Origin of the sequence: Microbacterium sp. NPDC089190 (assembly GCF_040701795.1) — a bacterium.
GTDB classification, from domain to species: Bacteria; Actinomycetota; Actinomycetes; order Actinomycetales; family Microbacteriaceae; genus Microbacterium; species Microbacterium galbum.
In genome coordinates, this window is sequence record NZ_JBFBHF010000001.1 from 174,112 (window position 1) to 190,157 (window position 16,046).

At 69.8% G+C, this 16,046-nt stretch carries 16 protein-coding genes; 1 reads left to right on the forward strand and 15 read right to left on the reverse strand.

What is annotated here, in order from left to right; all coding sequences use genetic code 11:
- Positions 1–13: 13 nt before the first annotated feature.
- From argF to infC, 15 genes are all read right to left on the reverse strand, one after another.
- Positions 14–937, reverse strand: coding sequence for an ornithine carbamoyltransferase (argF, locus tag AB0230_RS00900; RefSeq protein ID WP_315993060.1), 924 nt, complete (start codon positions 935–937; stop codon positions 14–16).
- Positions 934–2,085, reverse strand: a complete 1,152-nt coding sequence (locus AB0230_RS00905; RefSeq protein WP_363578945.1) for an acetylornithine transaminase — start codon at positions 2,083–2,085, stop codon at positions 934–936. The genes argF and AB0230_RS00905 overlap by 4 nt, the downstream gene beginning before the upstream one ends.
- Positions 2,086–2,174: 89 nt before the next feature.
- Positions 2,175–3,077 (reverse strand): acetylglutamate kinase, encoded by a 903-nt coding sequence (argB, locus tag AB0230_RS00910; protein WP_315993061.1) that lies wholly within the window; start codon positions 3,075–3,077, stop codon positions 2,175–2,177.
- Entirely contained in the window at positions 3,074–4,231 is a 1,158-nt protein-coding gene (gene argJ, locus AB0230_RS00915; RefSeq protein WP_363392535.1) for a bifunctional glutamate N-acetyltransferase/amino-acid acetyltransferase ArgJ, read from the reverse strand. The genes argB and argJ overlap by 4 nt, the downstream gene beginning before the upstream one ends.
- A complete protein-coding gene (gene argC / locus AB0230_RS00920) occupies positions 4,228–5,277 on the reverse strand; it encodes an N-acetyl-gamma-glutamyl-phosphate reductase (protein ID WP_366373428.1) in 1,050 nt (349 codons plus the stop codon). The genes argJ and argC overlap by 4 nt, the downstream gene beginning before the upstream one ends.
- A gap of 471 nt (positions 5,278–5,748) precedes the next feature.
- Positions 5,749–8,259, reverse strand: coding sequence for a phenylalanine--tRNA ligase subunit beta (gene pheT, locus AB0230_RS00925; RefSeq protein ID WP_366373430.1), 2,511 nt, complete (start codon positions 8,257–8,259; stop codon positions 5,749–5,751).
- Positions 8,259–9,299 (reverse strand): phenylalanine--tRNA ligase subunit alpha, encoded by a 1,041-nt coding sequence (pheS, locus tag AB0230_RS00930; RefSeq protein WP_315993065.1) that lies wholly within the window; start codon positions 9,297–9,299, stop codon positions 8,259–8,261. Before pheS ends, pheT begins: the two co-directional genes overlap by 1 nt.
- Positions 9,300–9,354: 55 nt before the next feature.
- A complete protein-coding gene (locus AB0230_RS00935; protein ID WP_315993066.1) occupies positions 9,355–10,251 on the reverse strand; it encodes an amino acid ABC transporter permease in 897 nt (298 codons plus the stop codon).
- On the reverse strand, positions 10,248–10,904 hold the full coding sequence (locus AB0230_RS00940) for an amino acid ABC transporter permease (protein WP_363392543.1): 657 nt from the start codon (positions 10,902–10,904) through the stop codon (positions 10,248–10,250). The genes AB0230_RS00935 and AB0230_RS00940 overlap by 4 nt, the downstream gene beginning before the upstream one ends.
- Positions 10,905–10,975: 71 nt before the next feature.
- Entirely contained in the window at positions 10,976–11,875 is a 900-nt protein-coding gene (locus tag AB0230_RS00945; RefSeq protein WP_315993068.1) for a glutamate ABC transporter substrate-binding protein, read from the reverse strand.
- Between the two features lie 136 nt (positions 11,876–12,011).
- Positions 12,012–12,773, reverse strand: coding sequence for an amino acid ABC transporter ATP-binding protein (locus AB0230_RS00950; protein WP_315993069.1), 762 nt, complete (start codon positions 12,771–12,773; stop codon positions 12,012–12,014).
- A 96-nt stretch (positions 12,774–12,869) separates the two neighbouring features.
- Positions 12,870–13,667, reverse strand: coding sequence for an RNA methyltransferase (locus AB0230_RS00955; RefSeq protein ID WP_315993070.1), 798 nt, complete (start codon positions 13,665–13,667; stop codon positions 12,870–12,872).
- Positions 13,668–13,771: 104 nt separating this feature from the next.
- Positions 13,772–14,155, reverse strand: coding sequence for a 50S ribosomal protein L20 (rplT, locus tag AB0230_RS00960; RefSeq protein WP_013583374.1), 384 nt, complete (start codon positions 14,153–14,155; stop codon positions 13,772–13,774).
- 29 nt (positions 14,156–14,184) lie between these two features.
- Positions 14,185–14,379, reverse strand: a complete 195-nt coding sequence (gene rpmI, locus AB0230_RS00965) for a 50S ribosomal protein L35 (protein WP_013583375.1) — start codon at positions 14,377–14,379, stop codon at positions 14,185–14,187.
- A 48-nt stretch (positions 14,380–14,427) separates the two neighbouring features.
- Entirely contained in the window at positions 14,428–15,093 is a 666-nt protein-coding gene (infC, locus tag AB0230_RS00970; protein ID WP_108317775.1) for a translation initiation factor IF-3, read from the reverse strand.
- A gap of 216 nt (positions 15,094–15,309) precedes the next feature.
- Here infC and AB0230_RS00975 point away from each other — a divergent pair, with 216 nt between their 5' ends.
- Entirely contained in the window at positions 15,310–15,726 is a 417-nt protein-coding gene (locus AB0230_RS00975; protein WP_315994574.1) for a DUF1844 domain-containing protein, read from the forward strand.
- Positions 15,727–16,046 lie beyond the last annotated feature (320 nt).

The window sequence follows — 16,046 nt, forward strand, 5'->3', positions numbered from 1 at the left end:
CCGAGTCGCGACGTCAGCCCTGGCGCAGAAGCCACACCAGCAGCGCCTTCTGGGCGTGGAGACGGTTCTCGGCCTCGTCCCACACGACGCTCTGCGGGCCGTCGATGACCTCGGCGTCGACTTCGTACCCGCGGTCGGCGGGCAGGCAGTGGATGAAGATCGCGTCGTCGGCCGCGCTCGTCATGAGCTCGCTCGTGACCTTGAAGCCGCCGAGGTCGCGGATGCGCGCGATCTTCTCCTCCTCCTTGCCCATCGACACCCACGTGTCGGTGACGACGACGTCGGCTCCGGATGCCGCGACCTCGGGGTCGGCCACCAGTGTCACCGACCCGCCGGTCTCGGCGGCGATGCGCTCGGCATCCGCGATCACATCGGCGCGGGGGGCGTAGTCGTCGGGAGCGGCGACGCGCACGTGCATGCCCGCGGTGACGCCGGCGAGCACGTAGGAGTGGGCCATGTTGCTGCGCCCGTCGCCGAAGAACGACAGCGTCAGCCCCTTCAGCTCGCCCTTGTGCTCGCGGATGGTGAGGAGGTCGGCGAGCAGCTGGCACGGGTGGAAGTCGTCGCTGAGGGCGTTCACCACGGGCACGCGGGTGCCGCGGGCCATCTCCTCGAGGCCCGCCTGCGCGTAGGTGCGCCACACGATCGCGGCCACCTGACGCTCGAGCACGCGAGCGGTGTCGGAGGGGGTCTCCTTGCCGCCGAGCTGGCTGTTGGCCGTCGAGATGATCAGCGGTGACCCGCCCAGATCCGCGATGCCGACGGCGAACGAGACGCGCGTGCGGGTCGACGACTTGTCGAAGATGACCGCGACGGTCTGGGGTCCTTCGAGCGGCTTCTGGGCCCAGCGGTCCTTCTTCAGCTCGATCGCGAGGTCGAGGATCTCGGCCTGCTCGGCCGGGGTGAGGTCGTCGTCGCGCAGCAGGTGGCGGGTCATGCGGGTACTCCTACGATGAGGGCGTCGTTCACGGTGGCGAGCGCGGCGCCGAAGAGGTCGAGGAACTCGGCGACCTCGGCATCCCCGATCGTCAGCGGCGGCGCGATGCGGATCGTGTCGTCGTTCGCGGCGTTCACGACGAGACCGTGCTGCTGGGCGGCCGCCACGACGGCCTTGGCGACGGGGCTGGTGAGGCCGATGCCGAGGAGCAGGCCCTTTCCGCGCACACCCGCGACGAGCGGCGAGCCGAGCGCGGCGATGCCCTCGCGCAGCTGCGTCTCGCGTCGGGCGGCGTTGTCGACGAGCCCGGCCGACTCGATCTCGTTCAGCACGGCGCCGCCGACGGCTGTGCCCAGGGCGTTGCCGCCGAAGGTGGAGCCGTGCGTGCCGGGGAAGAACAGCTCGCTCGCGGCCCCGAAGGTGATGAGCGCCCCGATGGGGAAGCCGCCGCCGATGCCCTTCGCCACGGTGATGGCATCGGGGACGATACCGGCGTGCTGGAAGCCGAACCACGCGCCGGTGCGGCCGGCGCCGGTCTGGATCTCGTCGACGATGAGCAGGGCGCCGTGGCGCTGGGTGAGTTCGCGCGCCGCCCGGAGGTAGCCCTCCGGCAGCTCGACGACGCCCGCCTCGCCCTGGATGGGCTCGACGAGGAGCGCCGCGACGCGATCGTCCATGGCGGCCTCGAGAGCCTCGATGGTGGCGTCGATGTGCTCGACCCCGGGCACCATGGGCAGGAAGTCGGCCTGCAGAGCGGGCTTGCCGGTCAGTGCCAGCGCGCCCATCGTCCGCCCGTGGAAGCCGCCCTTGAGCGTCAGGATGCGCGTGCGGTCGGTGCCGCGGCCGTGCAGACGAGCCAGCTTGAGCGCGGCCTCGTTGGCCTCGGCACCGGAGTTGCCGAAGTAGACGCGGCCCGACTCCCCCGTGCCGGCGAGGCGCTTGAGCCGTGCGGCCATGGCCAGCTGCGGCGGCGTGGCGAAGTAGTTCGAGACGTGAGCGAGGGTCGAGGCCTGCGCGGTGATCGCCTCGACGAACACCGGGTGGGCGTGGCCCAGGGCGTTGACGGCGATGCCGGCGAGGAAATCGAGGTACTTCTTCCCGTCGCCGTCCCACACGTACGCGCCCTCGCCGCGCACGAACAGCGCCATGCGGTCGCCGAAGCTGCGCACGAGGTCGCGTCCGGCGTCGTCCTGCCAGGCGGCGCGGGGCGTCGCGGGTTCCTGAGTCGTGTCCGCGTTCACGCGACCACCTCCGTTCCGATTCCTTTGTTGGTGAACAGCTCGACGAGCACCGAGTGCGGCACACGTCCGTCGATGATGGCCGCCGTGGGCACTCCCCCGTCGACGGCGTCCAGGCACGCCTGCATCTTGGGGATCATGCCCGACTCGAGCTTCGGCACCATCGCGCGCAACTCCGTCGAGGTCAGGTGCGACACCAGCGAGTCGCGGTTGGGCCAATCGGCGTACAGGCCCGGCACATCGGTCAGCACGACGAGCTTCTTCGCGTTCAGCGCGATGGCCAGGGCCGCCGCCGCGGCATCCGCGTTGACATTCAGCGACGCACCGGGGTGGTCGAGGTCGGGGGCGATGCTCGAGACGATCGGCACGCGACCGGCGGCGAGGTGGTCGAGCACCGGCTGAGGGTCGACGGTGACGACGTCGCCCACGCGCCCGAGATCGTGCTCGACGCCGTCGACGACGACACCGCGTCGACGACCGCCGAACAGGCCCGCGTCCTCGCCGCTCAGGCCGGTGGCCAGCGGCCCGTGCGCGTTGACCTTGGCCACGAGCTGCGGGTTGATCTGACCGGTGAGCACCATGCGCACGACCCCGATGGCCTCGGTCGAGGTCACCCGATACCCGCCGCGGAACTCGCTGGGGATGTCGAGACGGTCGAGCATCGACGAGATCTGCGGACCGCCGCCGTGCACGACGACGGGCTTCACGCCGACGTAGCGCAGGTACGCGATGTCGGCGGCGAAGGCGTCCTGAAGCTCGTCGCTGACCATGGCGTTGCCGCCGTACTTCACCACCACGACCTGATCGCGGTACTTGCGCACCCACGGCAGCGACTCGACGAGCGTGACGGCCCGTTCGCTGGCGGCGGCGGGATCGGTGTCTTGAAGATCGACGTGGGTCATGAGGAGTAGGCGCTGTTCTCGTGGACGTAATCGTGCGTGAGGTCGTTGGTGCGGATCGTGGCCGAGGCCTCGCCGACGCGGAGGTCGACGACGAGGTCGGTGGCGCGCGGCGTGAGGTCGACGTCCTCGCGAGGGCGATCGGGGCCGCCCGCCGTGCACACGCGCACGCCGTTCATCCACACGTCGACGTCGTACGGGTCGAAGGCGGCGTCGGTCGTGCCGATCGCGGCGAGGACGCGGCCCCAGTTGGGGTCGTTGCCGAAGATGGCGGCCTTGAAGAGATTGTTGCGGGCGATGGAGCGGCCCACTTCGACCGCGTCCTCTTCACTGGCCGCGTTCGTCACGCGGATCGTGATGTCGTGGCTCGCGCCCTCGGCGTCGCCCTGCAGCTGCGCGGCGAGGTCATCGCAGACGGCGGCGAGGGCTGCGGCGAACTCCTCGGCATCCACCCGGATGCCACTGGCCCCGCTCGCCAGGAGCGTCACCTGGTCGTTGGTCGACATGCAGCCGTCGGAGTCGAGTCGGTCGAAGCTGACACGCGTCGCCGCACGGAGCGCCGCGTCGGCGCCGGCCGCGTCGAGCACGACGTCGGTGGTCAGCACGACGAGCATCGTCGCGAGCCCCGGCGCGAGCATCCCGGCGCCCTTGGCCATGCCGCCGATGCTCCACCCCTGCCCCCGGTGCGCGGCGCGCTTCGGCTTCGAGTCGGTGGTCATGATGGCGAGCGAAGCGTCTTCTCCCCCGTCGGTCGAGAGCGCGGCGACGCCCTTCTCGACGCCGTCGAGGACCTTGGACCGGAAGACCTCGTCGCCCGTGCCGATCAGCCCCGTCGAGCACACGACGACATCGCCCGCGCTCGCACCGAGCAGCTCCGCCGCGCGCTCCGCGGTCTGGTGCGTGGTCTGGAATCCGAAGGATCCCGTGAAGCAATTCGCTCCGCCGGAGTTGAGCACGACGGCCTCGATCACCCCGTCCTTCACGACCTGCTCCGACCACAGGATGGGGTTGGCCTTGGCGCGGTTCGAGGTGAACACCGCCGCACCCACCTTGAGCGGTCCGCGGTTGACGACGACGGCCACGTCGCGCGCACCGGACGACTTCAGACCGACGGCGACGCCGGCGGCTTCGAAACCAGCGGGGATCGTCACACTCACGGGGCGACTCCGTTCACGGGAAGGGCGGTGGTCTCGGCGAGGCCCAGCGCGATGTTGAGGGACTGCACGGCGGCTCCCGCCGTGCCCTTGACGAGATTGTCGACCGCGGCGACGACGGTCACGCGATTGGCCGCGCGATCGATCGCCAGGCCCATCGACGCGATGTTGGCGCCGAGCACGTCGGCCGTGCGCGGGAAGACGCCCGCGGGGAGCAGCTCGACGAAGGTCTCGTCGGCGTAGGCGTTCTCCCATGCGTCGCGGATCTCGGCATCCGTCGCGCCTTCGACGATCGGTGCCGAAGAGGTGGCCAGGATGCCGCGCGCCATCGGCACGAGGACCGGCGTGAACGACAGTCGGATGCCGTCGCGCGCCGCCCCCGCGGCGGCCAGAGCCTGGCGGATCTCGGGGATGTGGCGATGTGTACCGCCGACGGCATATGGGTTCGCGGTGCCGAGGATCTCGCTGGCGAGGAGGTTCGTCTTGGCGGACTTGCCGGCTCCACTCGGGCCCACGGCGAGGACCGAGACGATGTCGCCCGGGTCGATGACCCCCGCTGCGACACCCGGCGCGAGGGAGAGGGCGACGGTGGACGCGTTGCACCCGGGCGCGGCGATCCGGGTGGCCCCGCGGAGGTGCTCGCGCTGCTTCACGCCGCCGACGACGAGCTCGGGGACGCCGTACGCCCACGGCTCGGGGTGCTCTCCGCCGTAGAACGCGGCCCAATCGTCCGCCGATGTCAGACGGTGGTCGGCGCCCGCGTCGATGACGAGCGGGGTGCCGGTGAGGGCGTCGGTGTACTGCGCCGACTGCCCGTGGGGCAGGGCGAGCACGACGATGTCGTGACCTGCGAGCACCTCGGGCGTGGTCGGCTGCAGCTCGAGGTGCGCGAGGGAGCGCAAGTGCGGTTGATGGGCGACGAGCCGCTGGCCGGCGCTGGAATGCGCGGTGACCGTGCGGATCTCGACGTCGGGATGGTCGGCGAGGAGGCGGAGGATCTCGCCACCCGCGTAGCCGGAAGCGCCGGAGACGGCGACCGAGAGGGTCATGTATCCACCTTACGAGTCGGGGCTGATGCTGCACGCAGCGTGAAGCGGGGCGGCGACGCCCGTATGCCCGACCGATGGCGGGTTACGAGGTCGCCGAGAATCGGCGCGCGACCCGACGTCGACGCTCGTCACCGGTGCTCACGAAGAGCTCCTCGGTGCGCGCGGTGGTCGACGACATAGTGGCGAGGGTATCCGCCACGGGGCGGACGGGGCAAATCGGGGCCCCACCGCTTCTTTCGCAGGACCCGCCGTCGAACGTTCGAACGCCCTCGTCGTTGTCCCCCAAATGGGGGACAGAAAAAGGGTATGCTGTCACCCTGCCCTCATCGCCGGGCACTTCCGACTGCCCCCTTACCGGCGATGAGGGCAGTTCTCCGCCTGCTCGGCATCCGACCACGGACCGTCCACGCCCCCCGAACGCACGGGAGCGCCGCGCGGCGTGAGCCGGGCGGCGCTCCAGGAGCGGCGTCGTCAGTCGCGGATCGCCGCGCCGAATCGTTCGGCGGCCACCGCGACGCCCGCGAGCTTGGCATCGGTCGCCTCCGCCGCCGTCAGCGTGCGGTCGGCGGCGCGGAAGCGCAGCGCGAACGTGAGGCTCTTCGTGCCCTGGGCGAGCCCCGGGCCGCGGTAGTCGTCGACGAGGCGGGCGCCCTCGAGGAGTGGCGCTCCTCCCTCGACGAGCGCGGCGCGCACCTCCCCCGCAGCGACGTCCGAGGCCACGGTCAGTGACACGTCCTGGGTCGCGGCCGGGAATCCCGACAGGGATGCCGCGACCACGCGCGACTGCGCGAGCTCGAGCATCGCGTCGAGGTCGAGCTCGGCCACCAGCACGCGTCCGGGCAGATCGGCCTCGGCCGACACGGTCGGCAGCAACTCGCCGACGTAGCCGATGTCCTGGCCCGCGGCGAGCACGCGGGCGGTGCGCCCGGGGTGCAGAGCCGCGCGCTGGGCCTGCACGAGCTCGATGTCGAGCCCCGCGGCCGCGGCGAGCACGCGCACCGCGTCGACGGCATCCGCGAGATCGGCGGCCAGAGCGGGCTGCCCGGGCTGCTTGGCGACGGAGTGTCCGGCCAGCAGGATCGCGACGTGTCGGCGCTGCGGCGGGATCGACGCGTCGAGCGCGGCGAGGGTGGCGGCGTCGGGCCGCACGGCCAGCGGCGGAACCGAGGGCGTGCCGTACTGCACCCCGGGCTTCGGAAGGAACACCGTCCCCGTCTCGAAGAGCGCGAGGTCGACGATGCCGCGCGAGACGTTGCGGTGCGCCACCTGCAACAGCGCCGGGATCAGCGAGCGGCGCAGGAACGGCGCGAGACCGTCGAGCGGGTTCGCGAGCTTGACGCTGGGCAGCGGGTCGCCGGAGGGCGAGCCGTGAAGGGCGTTCTGCTCCTCGGTGGTGAAGGGGAACGACGGCGTCTCGACGAAACCGGCCGCGGCCAGGGCGTTCGCCACGCGACGACGCCCCTGCTGGGCGGAGGTCAGACCGCGGCCCGACGGCGGCGTGGGGAGCACCGAGGGGATGCGGTCGTAGCCCTCGATGCGGGCGACCTCCTCGGCGAGCGTCCACTTGTCGGTCAGATCGGGGCGCCACGACGGAGGCGTCACCGCCCATCCGCCGTCGTGCTCGTCGACGCTGCATCCGATCAGCCGGAGAGCCGAGACGGTCTCGTCGTCGGTGTAGTCCACGCCGATCAGACCCGAGACGAAGCCGGCGGGCAGGGTGAGGGACTCGCGGCGGTGCGACGACGACAGCGATCCACCGAGGTCGGTGTCGAGCGTGCCGCCGGCGAGCTCCACCATCAGCGAGGCGACGCGCTCGGCCGCCACGTACGGCACCAGCGGGTCGACGCCGCGCTCGAAGCGGCGCGAGGCCTCCGACGGCAGCTTGTGGCGCCGCGCGGTCCGCGCGATCGTGACCTGGTCGAAGGTCGCGGCCTCGATCAGGACGTTGCGCGTCGCATCGCTCATCTCGGTCGGCCCGCCGCCCATGACGCCCGCGAGACCGATCGGTCCCGACTCGTCGGTGATGAGCAGGTCTTCCGCGCTGAGGGTGCGCACCTGACCGTCGAGGGTCTCGAGCTTCTCGCCCTCCTCGGCACGGCGGACCGTGATGCCGCCCTGCAGGCGGTCGAGGTCGTAGCCGTGGATCGGCTGGCCGAGCTCGAGCATGACGTAGTTGGTGATGTCGATCAGCACACCGAGCGAACGGATGCCGGCCAGCGACAGCCGCGTGATCATCCACGGCGGCGTCGGGCGCGAGGGGTCGACGTCGCGCACGATGCGCGCGACGAATTCGCTCGCCCCGGCGCGTCCACGGATGGGCGCGCGGTCGTCGACGGCGATCGGGAAGCCCGACGGCGTGCGCGAGACGGCCTCGTCGTGCCCCGTCCCGGGGTCGCGGAACGCCGCGCCCGTCGCGTGCGAGTACTCGCGCGCCACGCCGCGCAGCGACAGGGCGTAGCCGCGGTCGGGGGTGACGTTGATCTCGACGGCGACGTCGTCGAGACCCAGCAGCGCGATGGCGTCCGTCCCCACCGGCGCATCGATCCCGAGGTCGACCAGACGCAGGATGCCGCTGTGCTCGCTGCCGAGCCCGAGCTCCTTGGCCGAGGCGATCATGCCGTCGGACACGTGCCCGTACGTCTTCCGCGCCGCGATCGGGAACGGCCCCGGCAGCACGGAGCCGGGAAGTGTCACCACGACCTTGTCGCCGGGGAAGAAGTTGCCCGCCCCGCACACGATGCCGCGGACTCCCCCGTGGGCCTCGCCCACGTCGACCTGGCACCAGCGGATGGTCTTGCCGTTGGACTGCGGCTCGGGGGTGAACTCCTGCACCTGTCCGACGACGATGGGACCGCTGAGCTCGAAGCGGTGCACGTCTTCTTCTTCGAAGCCGACCGAGACGAGCGCCGCCAGGACGTCGTCGGGCGTGGCCTCGGCGGGCACGTCGACGTACTCGCGCAACCAGGAGAGAGGGACGCGCATCAGACCACCATTCCGAACTGCTCACTGAAGCGCACATCGCCCTCGGCCATGTCGCGCATGTCCTGCACGTCGCTGCGGAACATGAGCGTGCGCTCGATGCCCATGCCGAAGGCGAAGCCCGAGTACTCCTCGGGGTCGATGCCGGCCGCCCGCAGGACGTTGGGGTTCACCATTCCGCAACCGCCCCACTCGATCCATCGCGCCCCGCCCTTGAAGGTGGGATGCCACAGATCGAGCTCTGCGCTCGGCTCGGTGAACGGGAAGAAGTTGGCGCGGAAGCGCGTCTTGGCCTCGGGCCCGAACAGCACGCGCGCGGCGTGGTCGAGGGTGCCCTTGAGGTGAGCCATGGTGATGCCCTTGTCGACCACGAGCCCCTCGAACTGCGTGAACACCGGCAGGTGCGTCGCGTCGAACTCGTCGGTGCGGTACACCCGGCCCGGGCACAGCACGTAGATGGGCAGGTCGCGCTCCAGCATCGAACGCACCTGGACGGGGCTCGTGTGCGTGCGCAGCACCAGGTGCCGGGCGACCGGATCCACGAAGAACGTGTCCTGCATCTGGCGCGCGGGGTGGTCGACGTCGAAGTTCAACGCATCGAAGTTGAACCACTCGTGCTCGAGCTCCGGCCCCTCTGCGATCTCCCATCCCATGCCGACGAAGATGTCGGACACCTGCTCCTGCAGGAGGGAGATGGGATGCCGCGCACCGACGCGGGCGCGCTGCGGCAGCGCCGTGACGTCGATGCGCTCGGCCTCGAGCTGCGCAGCCGTCTCGGCGGCGGCGAGTTCGGCCTCGCGAGCGGCGAGCGCCTGATTGACCTGGCCGCGCGCCTGGCCGACGAGCTTGCCGACCGCGGCCTTCTGCTCGGGGGCCACGTGGCGCATCTGGGCGTTCAGGCGCGCGAGGGAGGACTGCTCCCCGGTGTGCGCGGAGCGGGCGGCTTTCAACTCGGCCGTGGTCGCGGCCGCGGCGATGGCCGCGAGAGCGGCTTCGACGGCGGAGGCGACGGCCTCGGGGGTGATCTCGGGTGCGTCGGACACGAGATGAGAGTCTACCGACGGGCGGGGACACTCCCCCGCCCGTCGGTGCGATGACTCAGATCGTTGACCCGCCGCGCTGGGCGACGATCAGCGAGGTGTCGGTCGCTCCCTGCTGCAGGGGCTGCACGGGCGCGGCGACGTCGCCGCGCGACGAGCGACGGAGCCGCTTCTCGACGAGGGTCGCCACGAACGACAGCAAAAGGCACAGTGCGATGTAGATCGCGCCGACCACGATCGTCGCCGGGACGATCGGCGAACCGACGACGGGCTGCGCGCCGATGTACTTCGCGTAGAACAGCAGCTCGGGGTAGGTGATGACGAAGCCGAGGGCGGTGTCCTTCAGGGTCACCACGAGCTGCGCGATGATGACGGGCATCATGGCGCGGATCGCCTGGGGCAGCAACACGAGGCGCATCACGCCGGCCTTGCGCAGACCGATCGCGTATCCCGCCTCCGACTGCCCCTTCGGCAGCGACTCGACGCCGGCGCGGATGACCTCCGCGAGGACCGATCCGTTGTAGCAGACGAGGGCGATGACCACCGCCCAGTACGGCTCCATGCGGATCCCGATGACGGGGAACCCGTAGTAGAGCAGGAACATGAAGACGAGCACCGGAATCGCGCGGAAGACCTCGATCACGGCGGTGAAGGGCCAGCGCACCCACGCGTGATCGGAGAGACGCCCGATCGCGAGGACGAAACCGAGCACGAGAGCACCGACGGCGGCGGCGGCGAAGGCGGCGAGCGTGGCCAGCGTGGCATCCAGGATGCTCGCCCACACGTTCGTGTAGGTGAACGCCGACCATTTCTTGGCCGTGAACTGGCCCGTGTCGGCGAGTCGCCACACGAAGAAGCCCACGATGGCGAGCACGACCAGGATCGTGAGCACGCCCAGGATGCGATTGCGCAGGACGGCCTTGGGGCCGGGGACGTCGTACAGGACGCTGCTCATCGGGCGACCCTCCATCGGTTCTCGAGCGTTCGTTGCACCCATGACAGCAGGAGCACGAGCGCGACGAACACGATCATGATCCACAGGATCACGATGAACGCGTTCTCTCCCCGCTCGCTGAGGTAGTTGCGGACCGATCCCAGGTTCACGATGGAGAAGCCCGCGGCGACGGTGGTGTTCTTCAGCAGGGCGATGAAGACGCTCACCATCGGGGGGATGACCGAGCGGAACGCCTGGGGCAGCACGACCAGTGACATGACCTGCCCGAAGGTCAGGCCCAGGGCGCGCGCAGCCTCGGCTTGACCGACCGGGACCGTGTTCACACCCGATCGGATCGCTTCGGCGACGTAGGTGGCGGTGTAGATGCCCAGGGCGCAGATGCCCAGCACCAGCGACACCTCACCCGTCAGGCGGAGTCCGAGAAGAGGGGGCAGAGCGAACACGAAGGCGAAGAACACCAGCGTGAGGGGGGTGTTGCGGATGGCACTGACGTAGAACGTCCCGACTCCGCGCGCGATCGGCACGGGCGACACGCGCATCGCGCCGACGATGATCCCGAGGACGAGCGCGAGCGCGCCGCCGGCGAAGAACAGCACGAGCGTGCCGACGAGCGCTTGGCTCCAGATGTCGAGGTTGTCGGTGATGACACCCATGCAGGGTCCTTATCTCGAAGGAGGGAATCGGGGGCGGGCGGGCGCGGACAGCCGCACCGCCCCCGATCGGATCACTCGTCGGCGGTGGGCTGCTCGCCCTTGATGCCGGCCGGCGCGAGGTTCTTCTCGAACAGCGCGGTCCAGACGTCGCCGCCGTCGTTGAACAGGGTGTTGATGTGGTCCTTCAGCACCGTGTCGCCCTTGGGGAGGCCGACGCCGTAGCGCTCCTCGCTGAAGGTGTCGCCGGCGATCTTGAAGGTCTCGGGCTCCTGGGCCACGTAGCCGGCGAGGATCGCCTGGTCGGTGGTGACCGCGTCGACCGAGCCCGCGCGCAGCTGCTCGAGGCACTGCGTGTAGGTGTCGTACTCGACCGTGTCGCCCGGGTTGTACTCGTCGCGGATGCGCTGCAGCGGCGTCGAACCGGTCACCGAGCAGACGATCTTGCCGGCCAGGTCGTCCGGTCCGGTGATGTCCTCGTTGTCGGCTGCGACGAGCAGGCCCTGACCCGTGATGAGGTACGGACCCGCGAAGTCGATCTGCGCCTTGCGCTTGTCGGTGATCGAGTAGGTGCCGACGTAGTAGTCGATGTTGCCGTTGACCAGCTCCTGCTCGCGGTTCGCGGAGGGGATGGTCTTGTACTCGATCTTGTCGGCGTCGAAGCCGAGCGAAGCCGCGATCCACTGGGCGATCTCGACGTCGAAACCGCCCCGGTCGCCGCTGATCGGGTCCTTGAACCCGAGACCGGGCTGGTCCTCCTTGACGCCGACGACGACCTTGTCGGCCGAGACCATGCGGTCGTAGGTGGGGCTGCCGTCGAGCGAGACGTCGGACGCGACCTCCCACAGCTGGGTGGTGTCGGCGCCGTCGCCCTCGGCGGGGGCGGCGCCCGGGGCGCCGCTGTTGCAGGCGGTCAGTGCCAGCAGGCCGGCGGCGACGATGCTCGCGCCGGCCAGAAAACGTGTCTTACGCATGTGATGTCTCCTTGGTAACGAATGTGTGCTGTGCGAATAAGGGTCAACGGGGACGGCGCGCGTCATCGGAACGAGGTGGAGCGAGGCTCGAATCTCGGCCAGAACCTCCTCGTCCTCTGCCGTCCGGGGTCACGCGTCAGTGCGTGATGAGCTTCGAGAGGAAGTCCTTCGCCCGGTCGGACTCCGGCTGCGTGAAGAACTGCTCGGGGGCTGCCTGCTCGACGATCTGCCCGTCGGCCATGAAGACCACGCGGTTCGCGGCCTTGCGGGCGAAGCCCATCTCGTGGGTGACGACGATCATCGTCATCCCGTCCTTGGCGAGGCCGACCATGACGTCGAGCACCTCGTTGATCATCTCGGGGTCGAGCGCCGAGGTGGGCTCGTCGAACAGCATGACCTTGGGCTTCATCGCCAGGGCACGGGCGATCGCGACGCGCTGCTGCTGACCTCCCGAGAGCTGGGCGGGGAGCTTGTCGGCCTGGTGGCCGACGCCCACGCGCTCCAGGAGCGCCCGCGCCTCCTTCTCGGCATCCGCCTTCTTCATCTTGCGGACCTTGAGGGGACCGAGCATGACGTTCTCGAGGATCGTCAGGTGGGCGAACAGGTTGAACGACTGGAAGACCATGCCGACATCGGCACGCAGCTCGGCCAGGCCCTTCCCCTCCTTGGGAAGTTCCTTGCCGTCGATGGTGATCGAGCCGCTCGTGATGGTCTCGAGACGGTTGATGGTGCGGCACAGCGTCGACTTGCCCGACCCGGACGGGCCGATCACGACGACCACCTCGCCGCGGTCGACGGTGAGGTCGATGTCCTTCAGCGCCTGGAACTGGCCGTAGTGCTTCTGCACATCGGAGACGACGACGAGGGGCGCAGAGCCCGCCGGGGGAACGGATGCCATGCCTTCACCCTATGAGGATGTTGTGCGTCGGACCACATTCCGGCGCGCGCCTTAACCGTTCTGTAACAGCCGGGAGCGGCGCGAACTCTGCCGCACTCAGACGGCCCGCTGGGCGAAAGCGGTCTCGTAGAGGCAGACGCTCGCGGCGGTCGCGAGGTTCAGCGACTCCGCACGACCGTAGATCGGCAGGCGGAGGGCGAGGTCGGCGTGAGCCAGGGCATCGTCGTCGAGTCCGCGTGCCTCGTTGCCGAACAACCAGGCCGTGGGCTCGGCCAGGCGATCGCGGGATGCCAGGAAGTCGTCTCCGTCGACGTCGGCCGCGACGACGCGCAGCCCCGCCTCGTGCATCCGGGCGACGACGTCGGGGAGCTCGAGGTCGACGGCCACGGCGACGTGGAACAAGGATCCGGTGGTCGAGCGGACGACCTTCGGGTTGTACGGATCGACGGTGCGACCGGTCAGGATCACGGCGTCGGCCCCGGCGGCATCCGCGGCGCGGATGATCGTGCCGAGGTTGCCGGGATCGCGCACCTCTTCGCAGATCGCGACGAGACGGGGGCCGGCTGCGAGCACGTCTTTCAACGCCGTCGGCGACTGCCGGGCGACCGCGATGATCCCCTGCGGCGTCACGGTGTCGGCCATGGCGTCCAGCACCGCTTCGGTCGTGTACTGCACCTCGACGTCGGCGCGCTCCGCGGCCTCGCGCACGTCGGTGTGCTTCTCCATCGCCGTCGGCGTCGCGTAGAGCTCCAGAACGGTCTCGGGCGCGTAGGCGAGCGCCTCTCTGGCAGCCTGCGGACCCTCGAGAAGGAACAGGCCGGTCTCCTGGCGGGCAGCGCGTTTGCTGAGCTTGGCCACGGCGCGCACCCGCGGCGAACGGGGGTTCTCCAGCACGTGACCAGTGTATGGCGCTGATGGCATGGGGCCCGGGATGCCGCGCGCGGACGACGAAACGGGCGCCCTCCGAGGAGGACGCCCGTTTCGGGAGAAGATGCGACTTACGCGGTCTTCGGAGCGTTGACGTCGCTGGGCAGCGCAGCCTTGGCGGTCTGCACGAGCGAGGCGAACACGGCGGGCTCGTTCACCGCGAGCTCGGCGAGCATGCGGCGGTCGACCTGCACACCCGCGAGGCCGAGGCCCTGGATGAAGCGGTTGTAGGTGAGGCCGTTCTGACGGGATGCGGCGTTGATGCGCTGGATCCACAGACGGCGGAAGTCGCCCTTGCGCTTGCGGCGGTCGCGGTACGCGTAGACCAGGGAGTGGGTGACCTGCTCCTTGGCCTTGCGGTACAGGCGCGAACGCTGTCCGCGGTAACCGGAGGCGCGCTCGAGGATGACGCGACGCTTCTTGTGGGCGTTTACTGCCCGCTTGACTCTAGCCATTTCTGTTTCTTCCTAACGTGCGTCGGCGCTCAGAGACCGAGGAGCTTCTTGGCGACCTTCGAGTCACCCTTGGCCAGGACCTGCTCCTGGTTGAGGCGGCGGGTGCGCTTCGAGGCCTTGCCTTCGAGGTTGTGGCGCATACCGGCCTGCTGCTTCATGAGCTTGCCGCTACCGGTGAGCTTGAAGCGCTTCTTGGCACCCGAGTGGGTCTTCTGCTTCGGCATCTGTCTTCCTTCGTTGGTGTTCCCGGCGGAGCGGGAGTCTGGGGAGCTTTACTCGGCGGGGGCCGAGGTCGGCGTTTCTTCCGGGGCCGAATCGCCGCGGGCCGCGCTGCGCGCCGCCTCGCGGTTCGCCGCGCGCTGCGCGTTCTGCTCAGTCTTGACCTCGGACTTGTTCTTGTGAGGAGCGACCACCATCACCATGTTGCGGCCGTCGATCGTGGGGTTCGATTCGACCGTGCCGAACTCGGCGACGTCTTCGGCGAACTTGCGGAGCAGGCGCACACCCTGCTCGGGACGCGACTGCTCACGACCACGGAACAGGATCATGGCCTTCACCTTGTCGCCCGCCTGCAGGAACCCCTCGGCGCGCTTGAGCTTGGTGATGTAGTCGTGGGCTTCGATCTTCAGACGGAAACGAACCTCTTTGAGGACCGTGTTCGCCTGGTTACGACGCGTTTCCTTGGCCTTCTGAGCGGCCTCGTACTTGAACTTGCCGTAATCCATGATCTTGACCACGGGCGGCTTCGAGCTCGGCGCAACCTCGACCAGGTCGAGGTCCGCTTCCTGGGCCAGGCGCAGCGCAGCTTCGATTCGGACGATGCCGACCTGCTCGCCGTTGGGTCCGACGAGACGGACCTCCGGGACTCGGATGCGCTCGTTGGTGCGGGGATCGCTGATGCGGAACTCCTCTTGTGTGCGGGTGGTGGCCGCCGCGATCCGATCGAATCGCGGGCGAAGAGGAGTACACACGCCACCCGGCACGGTGCTGTCAGCACCGGCTTCTGCACCCTGGCGACTCCGTGCGAAACGGAGCGGAGTGCGGGAACCCGGTAGCCTGGAGCGGCAAGCGCGGGTGGGATGTGATCCTCTTTCGTACGGAGTGAGACACTCCGAAGCCCGCCATAGTCTAGCAGAGAGATTCACGTGGACACGATCCCCTCCGACCAGCCCGCCGACGACCAGGCCGCGCACCGCCACGGCGCAGAAGACGAGCGGCTCGCGCGCTGGGAGGAGCAGGAGCGCGCCTCGGCCTCCGCCACGCGCGACATCGCCGACGTGCCCGCGGTCGAGGTCATCACCACCGCGGCGGTCCACCTCATGAGCGCCGCCGCCGTCAAGACCGGCCTGGCCGACAACCCCGCCGAACAGCTCGACCTCGACGAGGCCCGCAAGCTCATCAACTCCCTCGCCGGCCTCATCACCGCGGGCGCCCCGGAGATCAGCGACATGCACGCGCGCTCACTGCGCGACGGGCTGCGTTCGCTGCAGCTGGCGTTCCGCGAGGCCTCCGTCATCCCCGACCCGATCGGCAAGGGGCCGGGCGAGAAGTGGACGGGTCCCGTCACGTAAGTCGTTCGTTCTGGGGTACCGGGCTCCGTGATGCCCCCTCCCCCAGGCAAGAGCAGGGCCCCTACCCCGATTGCCTGGGGAAGGGGGCATCACTGCGCCCTGTGCCGCAGGCCGGCTCCGCCGTGACACCCGCGGGCGTATGGGACCCTGCCCCGATTGCCCAGCGAAGCGGCATCCCTCCGCCCTCTCCCGCCGCAGGCCGGCTCCGCCGTGACACCCGCGGGCGTATAGGGCCCCTACCCCGATTGCCTGGGGAAGGGGGCATCACTGCGCCCTGTGCCGCAGGCCGGCTCCGCCGTGACACCCGCGGGGGCCTGGCC